Source organism: Flavobacterium sp. H4147 (genome assembly GCF_029360735.1).
GTDB lineage: Bacteria > Bacteroidota > Bacteroidia > Flavobacteriales > Flavobacteriaceae > Flavobacterium > Flavobacterium endoglycinae.
This window is the reverse complement of sequence record NZ_JARKNB010000003.1, coordinates 707,458-726,602: the sequence shown is the minus strand read 5'-3', so window position 1 is coordinate 726,602 and position 19,145 is coordinate 707,458. Positions and strand designations below refer to the sequence as shown.

Here is a 19,145-nt window from a genome sequence, read left to right as displayed (position 1 = left end):
AAATTCAATGATTTAATTAATTTAAATTTTTATCAATGTTAAGCTTAATAAAAGAATTAGAAGATAACGATGTTGTAATATCATTGAATGGCGACAATCTAGAAATTAATTTTGATGGAGAACTAGACAGTGAAATTATCGGCAAAATAAAACAGAATAAGCAAGAATTAGTTGATTTTCTTAGTAAACGTTCTACTATAGATTCAGGAATAACCAAAGCGGCTGTTCAGGAAAGCTATCCCGTTTCGCACGCCCAAAAACGCATTTGGTTAACAAGCCAGGTTGAAGAAAACTCCAAAGCCCAGCACATACATTCAAGAGTTTACTTAACTGCAGAACATGATATTGTCGTTTTTGAAAAAGCCATCAGAAAAGTAATTGCACGCCATGAAGTACTTCGAACGGTTTTTAAATTAAATGAAAACGGAGAAGTTAGACAATGGATCATAAATGAAGAAGATTTAGATTTTGAAATTAAGTACATCGATTTTAGTAAAGAGGAAAATTCAAGAAAAGCTGCCAATATTTATATGCTCGAAGACAACAAAAAAGTCTTTGATCTAGAAAACGGCCCTTTGTTTAGATGTGCTTTTTTACAGCTTACAGAAGATACGTATGTTTTCTATTACAACATGCACCACATTATTACAGATGGCTGGTCGCTGGAAGTTTTAGAAAAAGATATTTTTACTTTTTATGAATCAATAAAAGGAGGCGAAAAAAATCAAATTGAAGACATCAGGATTCAATACAAAGATTATGTTTCATGGCAATTGTCTGCTATCGAAAAAGGCGCTTATCAAAAACATGAAGACTACTGGCTTGAAAAACTTTCGGGTGATTTAACGCGAATAAATCTTCCTGCCGTAAAATCAAGACCTAAAATAAAAACGTACAGCGGGCATATGTATTTTTCATACCTATCTCCAGCACTTGCAAGCCAATTAAAAGCATTTTGTAATCAAAATGGTGGAACTTTGTTTGTAGGTTTAATGTCTGTTTTAAAAGTTCTTTTTAATAAGTATACCAGAGAAAATGATATCGTATTAGGAACAGCTGTTGCAGGAAGAGAAGATTCTGATTTAGAAAACCAAATTGGATTTTACGTAAACACGCTGGCCTTAAGAAGCTCTGTAAATGAAGATGATTCTTTCTTAACCTTTTTTGAAAACGAGAAAAAAGCAATTCTCGAAGCATTTTCGCATCAAAAATATCCTTTTGATATGACGGTAGAGAAATTGAATCTGCCTCACGACATCAGTAGAAATTACATTTTTGACATAATGGTCAATCTTTATAATTTTTCTGAAGTAAATAAAGGAATTATTATTGAAGAAAGTAAATCTGAAGAAATTCTGGATTTCGGACCCGTTAATTTAAATTTTGACCTTGAATTGGTTTTTCACGAAGTTGGAAATACTATTTCGTTAACACTTTCATACAATAATGATGTTTATGAAGAAGAATTTATCAAGAGATTTATTCATCATTTCAAACAGTTAATCGAAAATATAGTTGAAAATCCAGAGCAGAAAAACAAAGAAATAAAATATGTTCCCGCGGCAGAACTGTCAAAAGTAGTAACTGAATTTAATCCTGCCGAAACAAATTATCCAAAAGATAAAACCTTTGTTAATTTCTTTGAAGATCAAGTTCAAAAAACACCTAACAAAGAAGCCTTAGAGTTTGGTGAAACGAAATTGACTTATGCACAATTAAATGCAAAAGCCAATCAGTTTGCCTGTTACTTAAAAACAAAATATAGTATTAAGGCTGGAGATAAACTTGGAATAAAATTAAACAGAAGCGAAAAACTGGTGATTTCGATTCTCGCAGTTTTAAAATCTGGCGCAGCTTATGTGCCTATAGATTCGGCTTATCCGCAGGAAAGAATAGATTTTATAGAAAAGGACAGTAACTGCAAAGTTATTATTGATGCTGCTGAATGGAATGCTTTTTATGACAAAGAAGATAAATATCCTATTATTAATTTAGGACAAAAAGTTTCTACCGATCATTCAGCCTATGTAATCTATACTTCAGGTTCAACCGGAAATCCAAAGGGCGTTGAAATTGCACATGCTTCTTTAACAAATTACCTGCTTTGGGGGAAAGAATACTATTCAGCCGGTGGAGCGCATCCTCTTGATTTTGGATTATTTACTTCACTGTCTTTTGATTTAACGGTAACAAGCCTGTTTCTGCCTGTCATCAGCGGAGGAAAACTGACCGTTTTTGAAACTACAGATGATGTTTCGAAACTGCTGACGTCTTATTTTGAAAGCGGTATAAGCAGTATTAAACTGACTCCGGCACACATCAGTATTCTGGAAAGTCTTGATATAAAACAGACAGCTGTAAAACTGGCAATTGTTGGAGGAGAAGCACTTCTGGAAAACCAGGTTAGAATCCTCCAGAACCTGAATCCTGAAATCAGAATCATTAACGAATACGGACCGACGGAAGCCACAGTAGGCTGTATTATTTATGATGTTAAAAATGCAGCAGAAACCGTTCTGATCGGTAAACCAATTGCCAATGCACAGATTTATATTTTAGACGAATCTTTAAATCCATGCGCAGTAGGAGTTACAGGTGAATTATACATTGCCGGAGACGGACTTGCCAGAGGCTACATCAACCGTGCTGAACTTACGGCGGAGAAATTCATACCGAATCCTTTTAAAGAAGGAGCATTGATGTACAAAACAGGCGATTTAGGAAGATGGCTTGCCGACGGGAATATTGATTACACGGGAAGAATCGACGATCAGGTAAAAATCCGCGGATACCGTATTGAACTGGGAGAAATTGAAAACTGTCTTTCAAACATTAACGGAATCAGCCACTCTGTAGCTGTAGTAAAAGAAAATGGCAATGAAAAATACCTGACAGCTTATTATGTATCTGATTCGGTATTGGACAAAAATATGATCCAGTCGGAATTAAGCAGAATGCTTCCAGATTATATGCTGCCAAGTTATTACATCCAGCTGGATGCTATTCCGCTGACTACAAATGGTAAAGTCGATAAAAGACAACTTCCTGATGTTGGTGAATCAGATTTAATTAAAACAGAATATATAGCACCTCGTTCAATGGAAGAAGTAGTTCTTTCTTTGGCATGGTCGCACGTTTTAAAATATGAAAATATTGGTGTAAAAGACAATTTCTACAATCTGGGCGGAGATTCAATAAAATCCATATTAGTAATTTCACGCTTAAAACAGCAGGGCTACACCTTAAAAGTCGAACAAATATTAAAAACACCAATACTGGAAGACTTAGCGAAAATGCTTTCAGTAAATCAAATTACAATCGATCAATCTGTTGTAAAAGGAGATGTTTTACTAACACCGATTCAGCATTACTTTTTAAATGATGAAACTTTTCCTAACAAGAATTATTACAACCAATCAGTAGTGCTAAAATGCAATGGCACAATAGATTCTGAAATTTTAGACAAATGTATTGGTGCATTAACTTCGCATCATGATGCATTACGAATGGTTTATCAATTTGAAAACGATTCATGGAAACAGTCTAATGCAGATATTTCTGGTAAGTCATATAAAATTGCTTTATATGATTTGCAGGGAGAAGCAGATGAGCTGGCTGCAATGAAAACCATTGGAGAAGAACTTCAATCTTCTATTGACATTACTTCAGGGGTATTATTTCACATTGGTCATTTTAGATTGTCAGATGGCGACAGATTGGCTTTAATTATTCACCATTTAGTTATTGATGGAGTTTCGTGGCGTATCCTTTTGGAAGATTTATCGAACCTTTACGAATCGTATCAAACTAAAACTACATTTAGCCTTCCGCTAAAAACAGATTCATTTCAACATTGGGCGTCTTTACAAAACGAATTTGCAAAAAGTTCTGTAATGCAGCAGGAACGTGTTTATTGGGAACAATATTCAGAAAATCAAATACCTGATTTTCCTGTTGATTTTAAGACAGCAGATTCATCATGGAATTTAGATAAAGAAAATACTTTTTTATTGAATAATGACCTTACAGAACTTCTTAAAACCAAAGTTCACCAAGCTTACAATACTGAAATCAACGATATTCTTTTAACAGGACTGGCACTAGCAGTTCGTGATGTTTTTGATATTGAAAAAAGTGTGATAGCAATGGAAGGGCACGGTCGTGAAGAAATCATTGAAGGAACTGATGTAGGAAGAACAGTAGGATGGTTTACCACAATTTATCCATTTGTTCTTGACCTAACAAATGCTGCAAATCATGAATTGGTTACCACAAAAGAATTACTTCGAAAAGTACCCAACAAAGGTATTGGCTACGGGATTTTAAAATATCTGGATAACTCTTTTCAAAATCAGTTACAACCAGCAATACAATTTAATTATTTAGGAGATTTTAGTGAAAATAATGAAGAAGATGCCGAAAATAAATTTTTCAGTTTCTCATCAGAAAGTATTGGATTGCCATTAGCTGCAGAAAATACCAGAAGCAAAATTCTATTAGACATAACAGGAATGATGGTTTCAAATGGATTAAGTATTTCGATACGCTATTCCGCAGATTGCTATGATGCGGAAACCATCAAAAAACTGAATCAATCGTATAAAGAAAATCTGGAAAATCTTATAACTGAATTAGCTTCAATAAAACAAAAACACCTTACAGCTTCAGATTTAACGTATAAAAAAATATCAAATTCTGTACTGGAAGAATTAAATAAAGATAACAGCATAGAAGATGTTTACGAACTATCTCCTTTACAACAGGGACTGTATTATCACTGGCTTGTAAATCGCGAAAGTCCGTTATATCTAGAACAGTTTTCATACAGCCTTCAATCGAACAAATTGGATATTGAACTAGTTGAAAAAGCGTTTAATAAACTAATCGAAAGATATCCTATTCTTCGTACGTCATTTAGTGATAGTATTGACGATGTTCTTTTGCAGATTGTGCATAAAAAAGCCAATGGTAATTTCTCATATGAAAAGATTTCACCAAGCGAATCTGAACTTACTGCCACGATCGAGAAAATAAAAGAAGAAGACCGAAACAAAGGATTTGATCTTCATACTCCTTCTATCATGAGACTGAAAGTGATTGAAACCAACAGAGAAAACGAATGTGTTTTCATCTGGAGTCATCATCATATTTTAATGGATGGCTGGTGTGTAAGTATTTTAGTGAATGATTTTTACAGAATTCTGATGGCTTTAAGCAGTAATCAGAATCTTGTTCTGCCAGAGCCTGTAAAATATTCTACTTATATAGAATGGCTTTCAAAAATCGATAAAAATGAATCGCTTTTATATTGGAAAAATTATTTAAACGGTGTAGAAACGTTATCGGAGATTCCGTTTAGAAAAAAGAATAATTCTAAAAATGAAAAACCGGTTTATGATACGAAAGAACTAGTAGTTGATGGCGAACTTTTTCAGCGTATAAATAAATTTAACCACACTATTGGAATAACTTGGAGCAGCTATATTCAAGGAGTTTGGGGGTATTTATTATCAAGATACAGTGGTACAAACGACGTGTTATTTGGAACCGTAGTTTCAGGAAGGCCAGGAGATTTACCAGGAGTAGAAAATATAGTTGGACTTTTTAGCAACACAATACCAGTAAGAGTAAGCTTTAAAGAAAATGATACACCAGCATCATTTTTAAAACAGCTTCATTCTGAAATGCTCGATAGTACACCTCACCATTACCTGAACTTGTCTGAAGTACAAGCTGAGAGTTCACTTGGTATGGGATTGATCAATAATATTATTGTTTTTGAAAACTTCTTAGTACAAGATGCAGTCGATGATGAAATTGAATCTCTTTATAATCAAGACAGCAGAAAACTGACTATTGGAAAAGTTGATTTTGCGGATCAGACTAATTATGATTTTCATACCACTGTTGCTCCTTCAGACACTTGGTTAAAAATCGAGTTTAGGTTTAATAGCAATGTATTTAATCCTGATTCGATAGAATATCTAAAATCTCACTTTTTAAACATTCTGGATCAGTTCAGTAAAAATACCGAAACATTAAATTTAAATACTATTGATTATTTAGACAGTGCCGAAAAGACGAATGTGTTGTATGACTTTAATAATACAGAATCAGATTATTCAAAAACAGATACAGTAATCAGTTTGTTTAAGGAACAGGCAGAAAAAACACCTCAAAACATTGCTTTAGAGTTTGAAAGTAAAGGAATTACGTATCAAGAACTTGATTTGTTTTCAGATCGTCTAGCGGCAGTCTTAATCGAAAATTATGATGTTCAAACTGGAGATTTTGTTGGAATTCAGCTTAATAGAAGCGAATGGACTCTTATTTCAATTCTAGGAATATTAAAAGCAGGAGCAACTTACATTCCAATTGATTCTGAATTACCTGACGATAGAAAGGCCTTTATATTTGAAGATGCAGCATTAAAATTACTAATCACAGAAACTGCCTTTATTTTTGATTTGGATTTTGATGGAAATATTTTTTCTATTGATGTTGAATTTGATCCTTCTGTAGAGATTGTTTTTGAAAAACCTGCTGTTTCACCTCAGAATCTGGCCTATGTAATCTATACTTCAGGTTCAACCGGAAATCCAAAAGGTGTTGAAATTGCACATGCTTCTTTAACAAATTATCTGCTCTGGGGAAAAGAATACTATTCAGCCGGTGGAACGCATCCTCTTGATTTTGGGCTATTTACTTCATTGTCTTTTGATTTAACGGTAACGAGTCTGTTTCTGCCTGTCATCAGCGGAGGGAAACTGACTGTTTTTGAAACTACAGATGATGTTTCGAAACTGCTGACGTCTTATTTTGAAAGCGGTATAAACAGTATAAAACTGACTCCGGCGCACATCAGTATTCTCGAAAGCCTGGATATTAAACAGACAGCTGTAAAACTGGCAATTGTTGGAGGAGAAGCACTTCTCGAAAACCAGGTTAGAATCCTCCAGAACCTGAACCCTGAAATCAGGATCATTAACGAATACGGACCGACAGAAGCCACTGTAGGCTGTATTATCTACGATGTTAAAAATGCAGCGGAAACCGTTCTGATTGGAAAACCAATTGCCAATACCCAGATTTATATTTTAGACGAATCCTTAAACCCATGCGCAGTAGGAGTTACAGGTGAATTATACATTGCCGGCGACGGACTTGCCAGAGGCTACATCAACCGTCCTGAGCTTACATCGGAGAAATTCATACCGAATCCTTTTAAAGAGGGTGCTTTAATGTACAAAACAGGCGATTTAGGAAGATGGCTTGCCGACGGGAATATTGATTACACGGGAAGAATCGACGATCAGGTAAAAATCCGCGGATACCGTATTGAATTGGGAGAAATTGAAAACTGTCTTTCAAACATTAACGGAATCAGCCACTCTGTAGCTGTAGTAAAAGAAAACGGGAATGAAAAATACCTGACAGCTTATTATGTATCTGATTCAGTATTGGATAAAAATATGATCCAGTCGGAATTAAGCAGAATGCTTCCTGATTATATGCTGCCAAGTTATTACATCCAGCTGGATGCTATTCCGCTGACTACAAATGGTAAAGTCGATAAAAGACAGCTTCCTGATGTTGACGAATCAGATTTAATTAAAACAGAATACGAACCGCCTACTGATGAAATCGAATCGGAATTGGTAGAAATCTGGCAGCGTGTGCTGAACCGTGACAAAATAGGAATCAGTGATAACTTTTTCTTTTTGGGCGGACAAAGTATTAAGGCGATTATGGTTATTGCTGAAATTAAAAAAGCATTTGATGTAAAAATGGAATTGGATGTATTGTTTAATAACCCTGAAATTAAATCAATTGCCACCGAAATACGAAACAAAAAATGGTACAGTCAGGAAGTATCAGAAGAAGATGTTACAGATAAAATTGTAATCTAAAAATGAATTGATAACCAACTTAGAAACTATAAAAATGGAATTAAACGAAAATACTTATTACTTAAAGTTAAACGTAGCAATAGAAGCATTAATAGACAGATGGTACGCATGGTCGCATTTGGTTTCACCTGCAACTGCAGCATTGAATGTACAGGACAGGCATCTTAAAATTATGGAATCCTATATTAAAAATCCTAAAATACACGCCGCAGCAGTTCAGAATCCTAAAATGCTTGGAGGACCTTTTATTGATTATGAGGGAGGAAGAGTCGACGAAATTAAGGGACTTTATGATGAAACTTTAGATAAAAGAGCTTCATTACTAGAATTTGGAAACGCATTAATGGAATTAAATAGAATGCTTCAAAACGAAGCTAAAGGATATTCATTAAATACTTTATATGAAAAAGTACCGCCAATTTTAAGAGGATATGTAGAATTAATCTACGATTTGAACAACAATCCTAATTTTAGATTATTTGAATACTTACTTTATAAAAGTGAATATTATGACGAAGCGGCACAGTCTATCTCTTTGCAGTTAGTAGAAGCAGATGATTCAAGATCATTTGTATTGAGTACACCAAGACTTAATGATGATAATTTAATTCACCTGCATATTCCTTTTAAATCAGAAGTAATTGATGAGTTGTTTAAAATGAAGAAAACTCCAGGCGATTATAACACCATCAAGGAAAAATTAGGAATAACTACAGAACAAGAACCTTTGTTCAAACAATTCTTTACGAAAGAAGCTCCGGTAGAATTTAAACACTACACAGGAAGCGGTGTAAGAACAAGATATTTTGGACACGCCTGTGTATTGGTAGAAACGAGTAAAGTATCCTTTTTAGTAGATCCAGTAATCAGTTATGATGGCTATGAAACCGAAGTAAACCGATATACAATCAATGATTTACCAGACGAAATAGATTATGTTTTAATTACCCACAATCATCAGGATCATATTTTATTAGAAACCTTATTACAGCTGCGTCACCGTATAAAAAATATCATTGTTCCAAGCAGTGGTAAAGGAAGCTTGCAAGACCCGAACTTAAAACTAATGTTCAATACAATTGGCTTTAATAATGTGATCGAACTTGATGATATGGAAAGTATTGACATGCAGGATTGCACCATAACAGGAATTCCATTTTTAGGAGAACATTCAGATTTAGATGTTAGAAGTAAATTATGTTACCATATTGCACTGCACAACGATTTGAAAATATTATTTGCAGCAGATTCCTGCAATATTGAGCCTGCAATTTACCAGCACATTCACCGCGTGCTTGGTGATATAGATGTATTGTTCTTAGGAATGGAATGTGATGGAGCACCACTTACATGGTTATATGGACCTTTAATGCCCGAAAAATTAGAAAGAAATAAAGATCTATCAAGAAGATTAGCCGGATGTGACTTTGAACAAGGTAAATCACTTGTTGATATTTTTAAACCTAAAAATGTATTTGTCTATGCTATGGGATTAGAGCCGTGGCTTGTTTTTATCAGCTCTATAAAATACACAGACGAATCACGACCTATTGTTGAATCAAACCGATTAATCCAGGAATGTATAGAACGCGGAATTGATGCAGAACGTCTGTTTGGAGAAAAAACAATAGAATATAATTAATTAAGTAAAATATTTAGCATGGCACATTCAATCAAAAATTTATTAGGTAAATTAAGAGAGAAAGATATTTTTCTTAAAGTAAACAACAATAAGGAATTAGAGATCACGGTTAAACAGGGAAAAATACCATCTGATCTTGTTGAAGAAATAAAACTGCATAAGAAAGATATAATTACCTATCTGGAATCGTCTGAAAATAAAGTGATAAAAAAAATAGAAAAAGCACCGCTTTCAGACAGTTATGTGACATCGTCAGCACAAAAATCACTATGGATTGTAAGTCAGGATGAAATTGCTTCAGCTGCCTACAATATTCCCTCTTATAAATTATTAGAAGGAATACAAGATATCGTAATTTTAAATAAAGCCGTAAAAGCCGTAATTGACCGACATGAAATTTTACGAACTGTATTTAAAACCAATGAAAATGGAGAAGTAAGACAGTTTGTTTTAGACAGTGCTGCTTTAAATTTAAACATTCAAAATATTGATTTTAGAGGCAGTGAAAACTGGCAGACAGAAGTATTTGAATACATACAAAATGATTCCTATAAACCTTTTGATTTAGAAAAAGGCCCTCTGTTAAGAATTGCAACCCTGCAGACTGCAGATCAAAGCTTTTACTTTTATTATAATCTGCATCACATTATAAGTGATGGCTGGTCGAATGACATTTTAGAAAAAGAAGTGCTTACCATTTACAATTCCTATCTGGAAAACAGACCGCATAATCTTCCAGAATTGGACAATCAATATAAAGATTACGCTGTTTGGGAAAATGCAATGTTTGAGAATGGCCAAATGGAAAACTATAAAAAGTTCTGGATCGAAAAATTGGCAGGAGATATTCCGCGTATTAACCTTCCTTCCAGCAAGCAAAGACCTAAATTGAAAACCTATAACGGACAACAGTTTCAGGGCTATATTGCTAAAAATGATCTTTTGGCACTGAAAGAAAATCTTCAAAAAGAAGGCGGAACCCTTTTTATGTCGATTATCGCTGTTTTAAAAATACTGCTATTTAAGTATACTAATGAAAGAGACATCACAATAGGTTTTCCAATTGTAAACCGTGACGATTTTAACCTGCAAAACCAGATAGGGTATTATATTAAGCCATTGGCATTAAGAGATTATATTGATAATGAAGATACCTTTAATCAATTTTATCAAAAATTAAAGGAAAATACTTTTGCCGCATTTAACAATAAAGAATATCCTTTTCAAATGTTGGTAAATGATCTTCAGGTAGATTACGATCCTGCCAGAAGTCCATTGTTTGATATTTCCCTTACTTTTCATAACATTTCTGAAGGTCATAGCAGTGATAACATCGACAGTACGATGATCCAGAATTTGGGAGAAAGTAAATGCAAACAGGATATCGAGTTTCATTTTCAGGAAACCGGAGAATATTTATCGTTTATGGTAAATTTCAACAAAGACGTTTACGAATCAGAAATGATAGTTCGTTTCATGCAGCACTTTAAACAACTTTTGGCTGCTGTAGTAAAAAATCCAAATGTGCTCATTAATGATTTGAATTATTTAACTGATGAAGAAAAATTTGATTTAGTTTACGGATTTAACCAAACCGAAACGGCTTTTGCTAAAGAAAACACTTTAGTTAGTTTGTTTAAAGATCAGGCTCAAAAAACGCCTGATACGACGGCTTTGGTTTTTGAAGATAAAAGCATTAGTTATAAAGAACTAGATCAATTATCGGATCGTCTGGCTTCTAAATTAGTTAAAGAATATAATATCATTACTGGAGATTATGTAGGCATTCAGTTAAACAGAAGCGAATGGTCTATAATTTCAATTTTAGGAGTTTTAAAAGCTGGCGGTGTTTATGTTCCAGTTGATGCTCAGCTTCCAGAAGACCGAAAAGCATTTATTTTTGAAGATGCTGATTTTAAATTATTAATTACAGAAACTTTATTTCTGTTTGATCTAAACTTTTACGACGGGACTGTTTTTTCTATTGATGTAGAATTTGACAGTACTGAAGAAATAGAATACGAACAACTACAATTATCCCCACAAGATACAGCATACGTAATTTATACCTCAGGTTCAACCGGAAATCCAAAAGGAGTTATTATCGAACATGCAGGAATTGTAAACACTATATTATCTCAGATCGATATTTTTGGACTTAAAGATTGTTCAAACAGTCTGCAATTTGCCTCTTTTTCTTTTGATGCTTCAATTTCAGAAATCTTCATCACACTTTTGTCAGGATGCACCTTGTACGTTATGAATGATGAAACACGCCTAGACGTGAAGTTGTTTGAAAAATACATTGTCAATCATAAAATTGATATTGCAACACTAACGCCGGCTTATTTTAAACTGGTAAATATTGAAAGTCTAAAAGATTTAAAATTTCTGATAACCGCAGGAGAATCTGCAGTTTATGATAAAGTACAGGAATACTTAAAATTCGGAACTTTTTATAATGCTTATGGGCCAACAGAAACTAGTATTTGTGCTACTATTTTAAAAGTTGAAAAAGGAAGCCAATTAAAATCTCCTGTGATTTCTATAGGTAAGCCTATCGCAAATACTGCGATATACATCTTAGATGCATCATTAACTCCATCATTAATTGGAGTTACGGGAGAAATTTACATTGGAGGAGCAGGTTTGGCAAAAGGCTATTTAAACCGTCCAGATTTAACGGCAGATAAATTTATTCCAAATCCTTTTAAAGAAGGAGAATTAATGTACCGTTCTGGTGATTTAGGAAAATGGCTTTCTGACGGAACTGTCGAGTTTGTGGAAAGAATTGACGATCAAGTAAAAATTAGAGGCCACAGAGTTGAATTAGGCGAAATCGAAAATCATATCAATGCAGTTAATGGCGTAAAGCATTCTGTAGTTGCTGTGAAAGAAAAAGACGGAGAAAAATCATTAGTTGCTTATTATGTGACTGATTCAGTATTGGATAAAAAGAATATACAATCTTCTTTGGTCAAAGTTTTGCCAGATTATATGCTGCCAGCCTATTATGTCGAATTAAAATCAATTCCGCTTAACATAAATGGAAAAGTCGATAAAAAAGCATTACCAGATGTTAGAGATGCAGATTTAATTAAAACGGAATATGTACCAGCAGAAAGCACAGAAGAAAAAGTGCTTGTCTCAGTTTGGGAGGAAATTTTAAAATGTAACAACATCGGAATCAAAGATAACTTCTACAGTCTTGGAGGAGATTCTATCAAAGCGATATCAATTATCTCACGTCTTAAGCAAAAAGGATATTTACTAAAGATCGAATACATATTGAAGAATCCAGTGATCGAAGATTTGGCAAAATTTATCAATCAAAATCAAAATGAAAATACGGCATTTGAAAATGAGTCTGATATTGTTAAAGAAGAAAAAAAATGGACAGTTGGAGATGCAGTCGAATTATCGCCAAACCAAAAGAGATTTTACAAAATGAAATACTCTGCGGTAACCTTAAACTTTAATGTTCCTTACAAAGATGTATCACAATTTGAAAATGAATTTAGAAAATTTCTGTCGCACTTTCCTAATCTTACTGTAAGATACGAAGAAATTAACGGCACTATTTTTCAAAGATACATTACTGCTGAAGAAACTAAAATTAAGGTTTTGGCTAATGAAACGACACTTACTGAAGAACAAGAAATCTACAAAAAAGCGCAGCAGTTTTTGTTAGAACAGCCATTTAATCTGACTTCTGGAGAATTAATCAGAGTTTTTGTCGTGCCAAGCCCTGTTCGTAACGAAACTTTGGCAGCAGTAGCCATTCATCATTCGCTGGCAGATGCTTATACAACAGATACTATTCTGAAAGAAGCGGTTTCTTTTTTTCAAAAAGGCATAAATATCGAAGAATACCATCATCCTTTCGAATTTATAACTCAGCAGCAAGAGTATTTAAATACAGAAGAAAGCTTGAAAAAAAGAGCATCATGGACAAATTATCTGCAGAAACAAGTTCTTGTTGACCATATATCAAACACAGCCGAAAAAGAAGATTATGTAGATCAGGAATTGATTATATCAGGAAAAGATTTTAAAAAAGTACAAGAGTTGAGTACAGAATTGAATTTGCCACTCAGCGCACTTTTCAATGCTTTTTTCTTAATGATCCTTAATAAAGCAGGAAACGAAAACAAAAAACTGTATCAAGTCTTTATTAATAATAGAGAACAGAAGTTTAAGGGACTCGAAACAGCTAAAATACTGGGAGTAATTGACAATGTTTTGATACGAAATTATTTTGATAGTGATTTTAATCTTAGTACAGAATTTATCACGAATAATTATCTGCAATATTTAAATGATAGGATAGAAGAGACAATCCCTTATGAAACAATACGTGAGGATTTTAGAAATGCTTCAGGAATCGATCTGGATACTAATATTATTGGATTTTTAAACTTCTTGGTTTCAGAAACAGAAATAGCCAATATAGATTTTAGAGAAAAATTCCGCAAGTCAAATTCAAAATCAGATGCAATTTGTGATTTAAGCTTGGTTTGTAACCAGTATTTGAATGGGATAATACTAAAGTTAGTTTCTAAAAAAACGTTTTACGAAGAAAATGAAACCGTATTATCTCTTGAAAAATATACCGAAGAATTTTTAGACTTTATTAATGAATGCCAAAGCCTTAAAGTAGGAGGACAGGTATAAAAGATTATAAATAGAATAGAAAATACAATGAGAAAAATCATCCTTTTAGTTTTAATTATAAGCCCATTTTTTTGTATTGCCCAAATAAAAATAAGTGGTGTAATCAAAAGTGACAAAGCCGTATTGCCACATGCAGATGTTGTACTCACGAATGATAAAGCCCAAATTGTTAGTCAAACCGTTAGTGGAGCCGATGGTAACTTTGAACTCGAAGCAAAAGCCGGATTATATAATTTAAACGTAAACCATCTTGATTATGTCAGTTTTTCCAAAAAAATTGACTTAAAACAGCCATTAGTAGTAGAGCCAATAGTATTAGTTCAAAAAGAAAATGCTTTGAGCGAAGTGGTTATCAATTCTACACCAACAAAAATTAGAAGAGAAATCGATAAAACGGTTGTTAACATCGATAGAAGCCCCATTACAAGCACAGGAAATATTTTTGAAGCACTTAGCAAAACACAAGGTTTAGTGGTACGAAATGATCAGATTTCAATGCTTGGAAAAAGCGGTGTTATGATCTCAATAGACGGTCGTATGATACAGCTGACAGGTGAAGATTTAAATAACTTCTTAAAATCACTATCAGCAAGTGATGTGAAAGAAATAGAAATTATAACCAACCCTTCGGCTAAATATGAAGCGCAGGGGAACAGCGGCGTAATTAATATCATTTATAAAAAAATTAAAAAAGATTCTTGGAGCAACAACATGTCGCTGGTAGAAAACCAAGCAAAATATGGTTGGAGAACTTTTAGAAACAGTTTTAGCTACCAGCGCGATAAACTAAGTTTCTTAATTAGCGGAGTTAATAACTCAGGAGCATTCTATAGAGAAGAAAGAACTACAATAGATTTTGAAGACAGTCCTTTAAAGCTAATCAGTAAACAAAAAGAAAAGAAAAATGACTTTTCTACCAGACTGATGCTTGATTACGATTTTACAAAAAATACTAGAGTGGGTGTGCAATACCTGCGTATGATAATCATGCCAACTACAACCGACAATGTAAAAACAACACTTTTTGATAGTAATAATGAACTAACCAACTATCTGCTTGGAAATGTGGAGACTAAAGACAATAAAAACAATTCTATTTTTAATGTCTACATAGATCAAAAACTAGATACATTAGGCAGAAAGATTGTTTTTAATTTTGATATTCTAGATTACAACAGCAGAAGAGACAGCGAAATATTGTCTAATAATTACGATCCTGATGGTAACTTTTTAAATGTTGATTTTGCCAATCTAGGGAATTCTTTACAAGATATTACCAATTATAGTGCAAAAATAGATGTAGATTATCCAATAGAATGGGCAAAACTTTCTTATGGAGGAAAAGCAAGTTTTAGTAAAACCAATTATCAGTTATACAACTACAATACTATTACAGGAACTCCAGTGCTTAATCCCCTGCAGTCCAATCAATTTGATTTTGATGAAAACATACAGTCGGTTTATATAAACGGTTCAAAAAAAATAAATGATAAATGGGAAGCTCAGTTTGGACTTCGTGGTGAATTTACACAGACAAAAGGAGTTTCAAAACAAGCAGATCCGCCTGAATATATTAATAAATACGAAAAACTATTCCCAACATTTTACCTTTCATATGCTAAAAATGAAAACAACACTTTTGTTGTAAATTATGGCAGACGTATCAACAGACCTGGTTATAGACAATTAAATCCAGCACGTTATTTTATTAATAGTCAGGTCTCTTCTATAGGAAATCCGTATTTACTGCCTTCCTACAGTGACAATGTAGAGTTATCTCATACCTACAAAAATAATTTGTCAACCAAATTTTCATTCAGTGTTACGAGCAACTCTTACAGTGTAATTCCAGAAGTCGATAAAACCACCAATGAACAAACGATAGTTTTTAGAAACTTTTTTACAGAATACAATTATTCATTAACAGAAAACTATCAGCTGGATATAACCCCATGGTGGAAAACAGACAGTAATTTGTTCATTAACTACAATGATTCAAAAAAAACAGATCCTACGGTGGATGTTGATTTAATGAAAGGTTTTGAATTTCGCTTTTCAATTAATAATGTCATAACATTTAACAAATCAAAATCAATAGTTGGAGAAGTTAATTTCTGGTACGATTCAGCGTACAACAACGTCTTGTTTCATTATTCTGCATCAAACTCACTTGATATGGCAGTTGTTTTTAAATCATTACTTAAGGGGGTTAATTTAACGGCGGGAGTAAACGATGTATTCAATTCAAGCCCAAGTTATGCCTTTTCAAAAGTAAATGGAATTAATCAAAGTTTTATTTCCTATCCAAGCAACCGTTATTTCAGATTGTCACTGTCTTATAATTTAGGAAACGATAAGGTTTCTAAAAAAGATAGAAATTTTGGGAATGAAGAGATAAGAAGAAGAAGTAACTAAATAAGATTATGAAAAGTAAAGAAAACAAATATCAGCTGTTTTTACTCCACTTTGCTGGAGGCAGCTGTTATTCTTTTGATTTTCTTAAAAAGCATTTTGATGCCAATATCGATTTTATTCCTCTTGAACTGCCAGGTAGAGGAAAACGATTTGAAGAAGAACTATTAAAATCAAGAGAAGAAGCTATAAATGATTACTGCAGGCAAATTGTTAGTTTGAATAATGGAGCTCCCTTTATAATCTATGGTCATAGCATGGGAGCTTCATTAGGATTTAATGTAGTCGCAAAGCTTGAAGAACACGGCTATTTCCCAAAACGGTTTGTTGTTTCTGGAAATCCAGGACCTGGAGTAAAGAAAAAAAGAGACCTAATAAGATATTTATTAGACGATTTCGAATTTAAAGAAGAGCTGCGAAGTCTAGGAGGAATTCCTGAAGAAGTACTCACTAATAAACAGTTGTATGAGTTTTTTGCTCCTATAATGCGGGCTGACTTTGAATGTATAGAAAAAAAATACCATCGGCAACACCACACCATCAAAGCACCAATTTATGCCGTAATGGGATCTGAAGAAGAATATTGTGATGACATTAAAAACTGGCATCAATACACCAATGCTGCTTTTGATTACAAAATCTTAAAAGGAAGTCATTTTTTTATTTACGATCATGCGGCCGAAATGGCAGCCATATTAAAAGAGTCGTTTTTGACACAAATGAACCTGCAGGAAGTTTAAAGCAAAATCATCCATATCAAAAACGTAGAGAATCAAATTATACAATCTAACCATTTAATACTATCAAGATGTTAAAAATAAAAAAGAGACAAATTATCTATTTATTGTTGTATGCTGTGCCAAATACGCTGTTAACATTTGCAATAGTATACATTATCAATAATGTAATGGCAGGAAACAAACAGTTTCTTACTGGATATATGGGAATTGTTTTTACAGCAATTCTTGTATACACGTATTTGTTGAACATAATATTTCAGAAGAAATTGAATAAGTTTTCTTTTAATATGTTGTACCAAAATGAAAAGAATATTTTCAGACAAATTTTAAATGTTCCCTTGCTTAGACTAGAACAATATGGCTCACAGCGATTTTATACAGTGGTCGAAGACCTACGGACTTTTTCGCTGCTTCCTTATACTGTAACGCATACCATAAATTCGTTATTAATGCTTGTTTTGTGTCTCATTTATATGTTTACACTCTCTTTTGTTTCCGCATTAATCGTAGTAGCTTTAATTGTTATGGTAGGAGCATGTTACTTTATTGTCATGAATACAATGTCAAAAAGAGTAAACGAATTACGAGAATATAATGATGGCTATTACAAATCTGTTGATGACGTTATAAGAGGATTTAAAGAGCTTAAAATTAATTTTATAAGAAGAGAAAACTTAATGAACAAGTTCATTGTGCCAAACCGAGATGCAGCTATGAACTTAGATTTCAATATCAACTATGTGTTTCTTTCTATTAACCTTATCAGCCAGTACGGATTGTATTTTGTGGTTTCGGTTATTTTATTTGTCTTGCCGGCCTTTAATCTCCTTACCAGAGAAGATGTAATCGCTTATGTAGTAATCATACTTTTTATTTCTGGTCCAATTAACAACATCATAAACCTGCAGCAGCTTTATACAAGATTCTTTGTAGCCAATACCCGAATTTCAAAATTCATGAAAGATTTTGAAGTTGATGGAAACGAGGAAATCGTAACTAGCAAAGTCGAAAATGAATTTGAATCCCTGCGTTTTGAAGACATTACGTTTGCCTATCCAAATGCCGACAGTGATTCTTTATTCAAGCTTGGGCCTTTAAATTTAAATATTAATAAAGGAGAAACCATTTTTGTTGTTGGCGGAAACGGATCAGGAAAAAGTACCTTTATTAACGTCCTTACTGGACTTTATCCTCCATCAGATGGTAAAATCATAATCAATGACGAAGAAGATTCTTTATCCTTCCAAGACTTGGTTGCCGCAGTATTTACAGACAACCATTTGTTTTCTAAAAACTACGACAATTATGCTTTAGAAAGTAATCACTCTTATTCAGGACTATTGAAAACAATGGAAATGGATAAAATCATTACAGATGATAAAGACGAAACGGTAAGAAGAAAATTCTCTAAAGGACAAAGCAAACGTATGTCGCTGATATTTGCCTTATTAGAAAAAAGACCAATCTTGGTTTTAGATGAGTGGGCGGCTGATCAAGACCCTCATTTCAGAAAATACTTCTATGAAGAATTGGTGCCTAGATTTAAAGAAGAAGGTAAAACCATTATAGCTGTAACCCACGACGATGCTTACTTTCACTTAGCTGACCGAATCATAAAATTTGATTACGGAACTATTGTAAAAGATATAAAAACGACCTCAAAAGAAGAGCTTGCAGAAAATTTCTGGGTTTAAGTCTTCTTAAAAATCAAATCCTAAAAACGATTTGAGTATGTGATTACGCAATTTTCTAATTCTTTAATTACTA

The 19,145-nt window shown here is 33.4% G+C and carries 6 protein-coding genes; all 6 read left to right on the top strand.

Features of this window, described 5'->3' with window-relative positions; genetic code table 11:
* Nucleotides 1-35: 35 nt before the first annotated feature.
* The 6 genes from P2W75_RS17055 to P2W75_RS17030 all read left to right on the top strand — a co-directional run bounded on the left by P2W75_RS17055 (nt 36) and on the right by P2W75_RS17030 (nt 19,072).
* Entirely contained in the window at nt 36-7,910 is a 7,875-nt protein-coding gene (locus P2W75_RS17055; RefSeq protein ID WP_276381411.1) for a non-ribosomal peptide synthetase, read from the top strand.
* 34 nt (nt 7,911-7,944) lie between these two features.
* Complete coding sequence (locus P2W75_RS17050) at nt 7,945-9,552, top strand: MBL fold metallo-hydrolase (RefSeq protein WP_276381410.1); 1,608 nt, start codon at nt 7,945-7,947, stop codon at nt 9,550-9,552.
* 18 nt (nt 9,553-9,570) lie between these two features.
* Complete coding sequence (locus P2W75_RS17045; protein ID WP_276381409.1) at nt 9,571-14,226, top strand: non-ribosomal peptide synthetase; 4,656 nt, start codon at nt 9,571-9,573, stop codon at nt 14,224-14,226.
* A gap of 27 nt (nt 14,227-14,253) precedes the next feature.
* The gene (locus P2W75_RS17040) at nt 14,254-16,641 is read left to right on the top strand and encodes a TonB-dependent receptor (protein WP_276381408.1); all 2,388 of its coding nucleotides are present in this window, start codon (nt 14,254-14,256) and stop codon (nt 16,639-16,641) included.
* Nucleotides 16,642-16,649: 8 nt separating this feature from the next.
* The gene (locus P2W75_RS17035) at nt 16,650-17,378 is read left to right on the top strand and encodes an alpha/beta fold hydrolase (RefSeq protein WP_276381407.1); all 729 of its coding nucleotides are present in this window, start codon (nt 16,650-16,652) and stop codon (nt 17,376-17,378) included.
* Nucleotides 17,379-17,446: 68 nt separating this feature from the next.
* A complete protein-coding gene (locus tag P2W75_RS17030; RefSeq protein WP_276381406.1) occupies nt 17,447-19,072 on the top strand; it encodes a cyclic peptide export ABC transporter in 1,626 nt (541 codons plus the stop codon).
* Nucleotides 19,073-19,145: the final 73 nt, after the last annotated feature.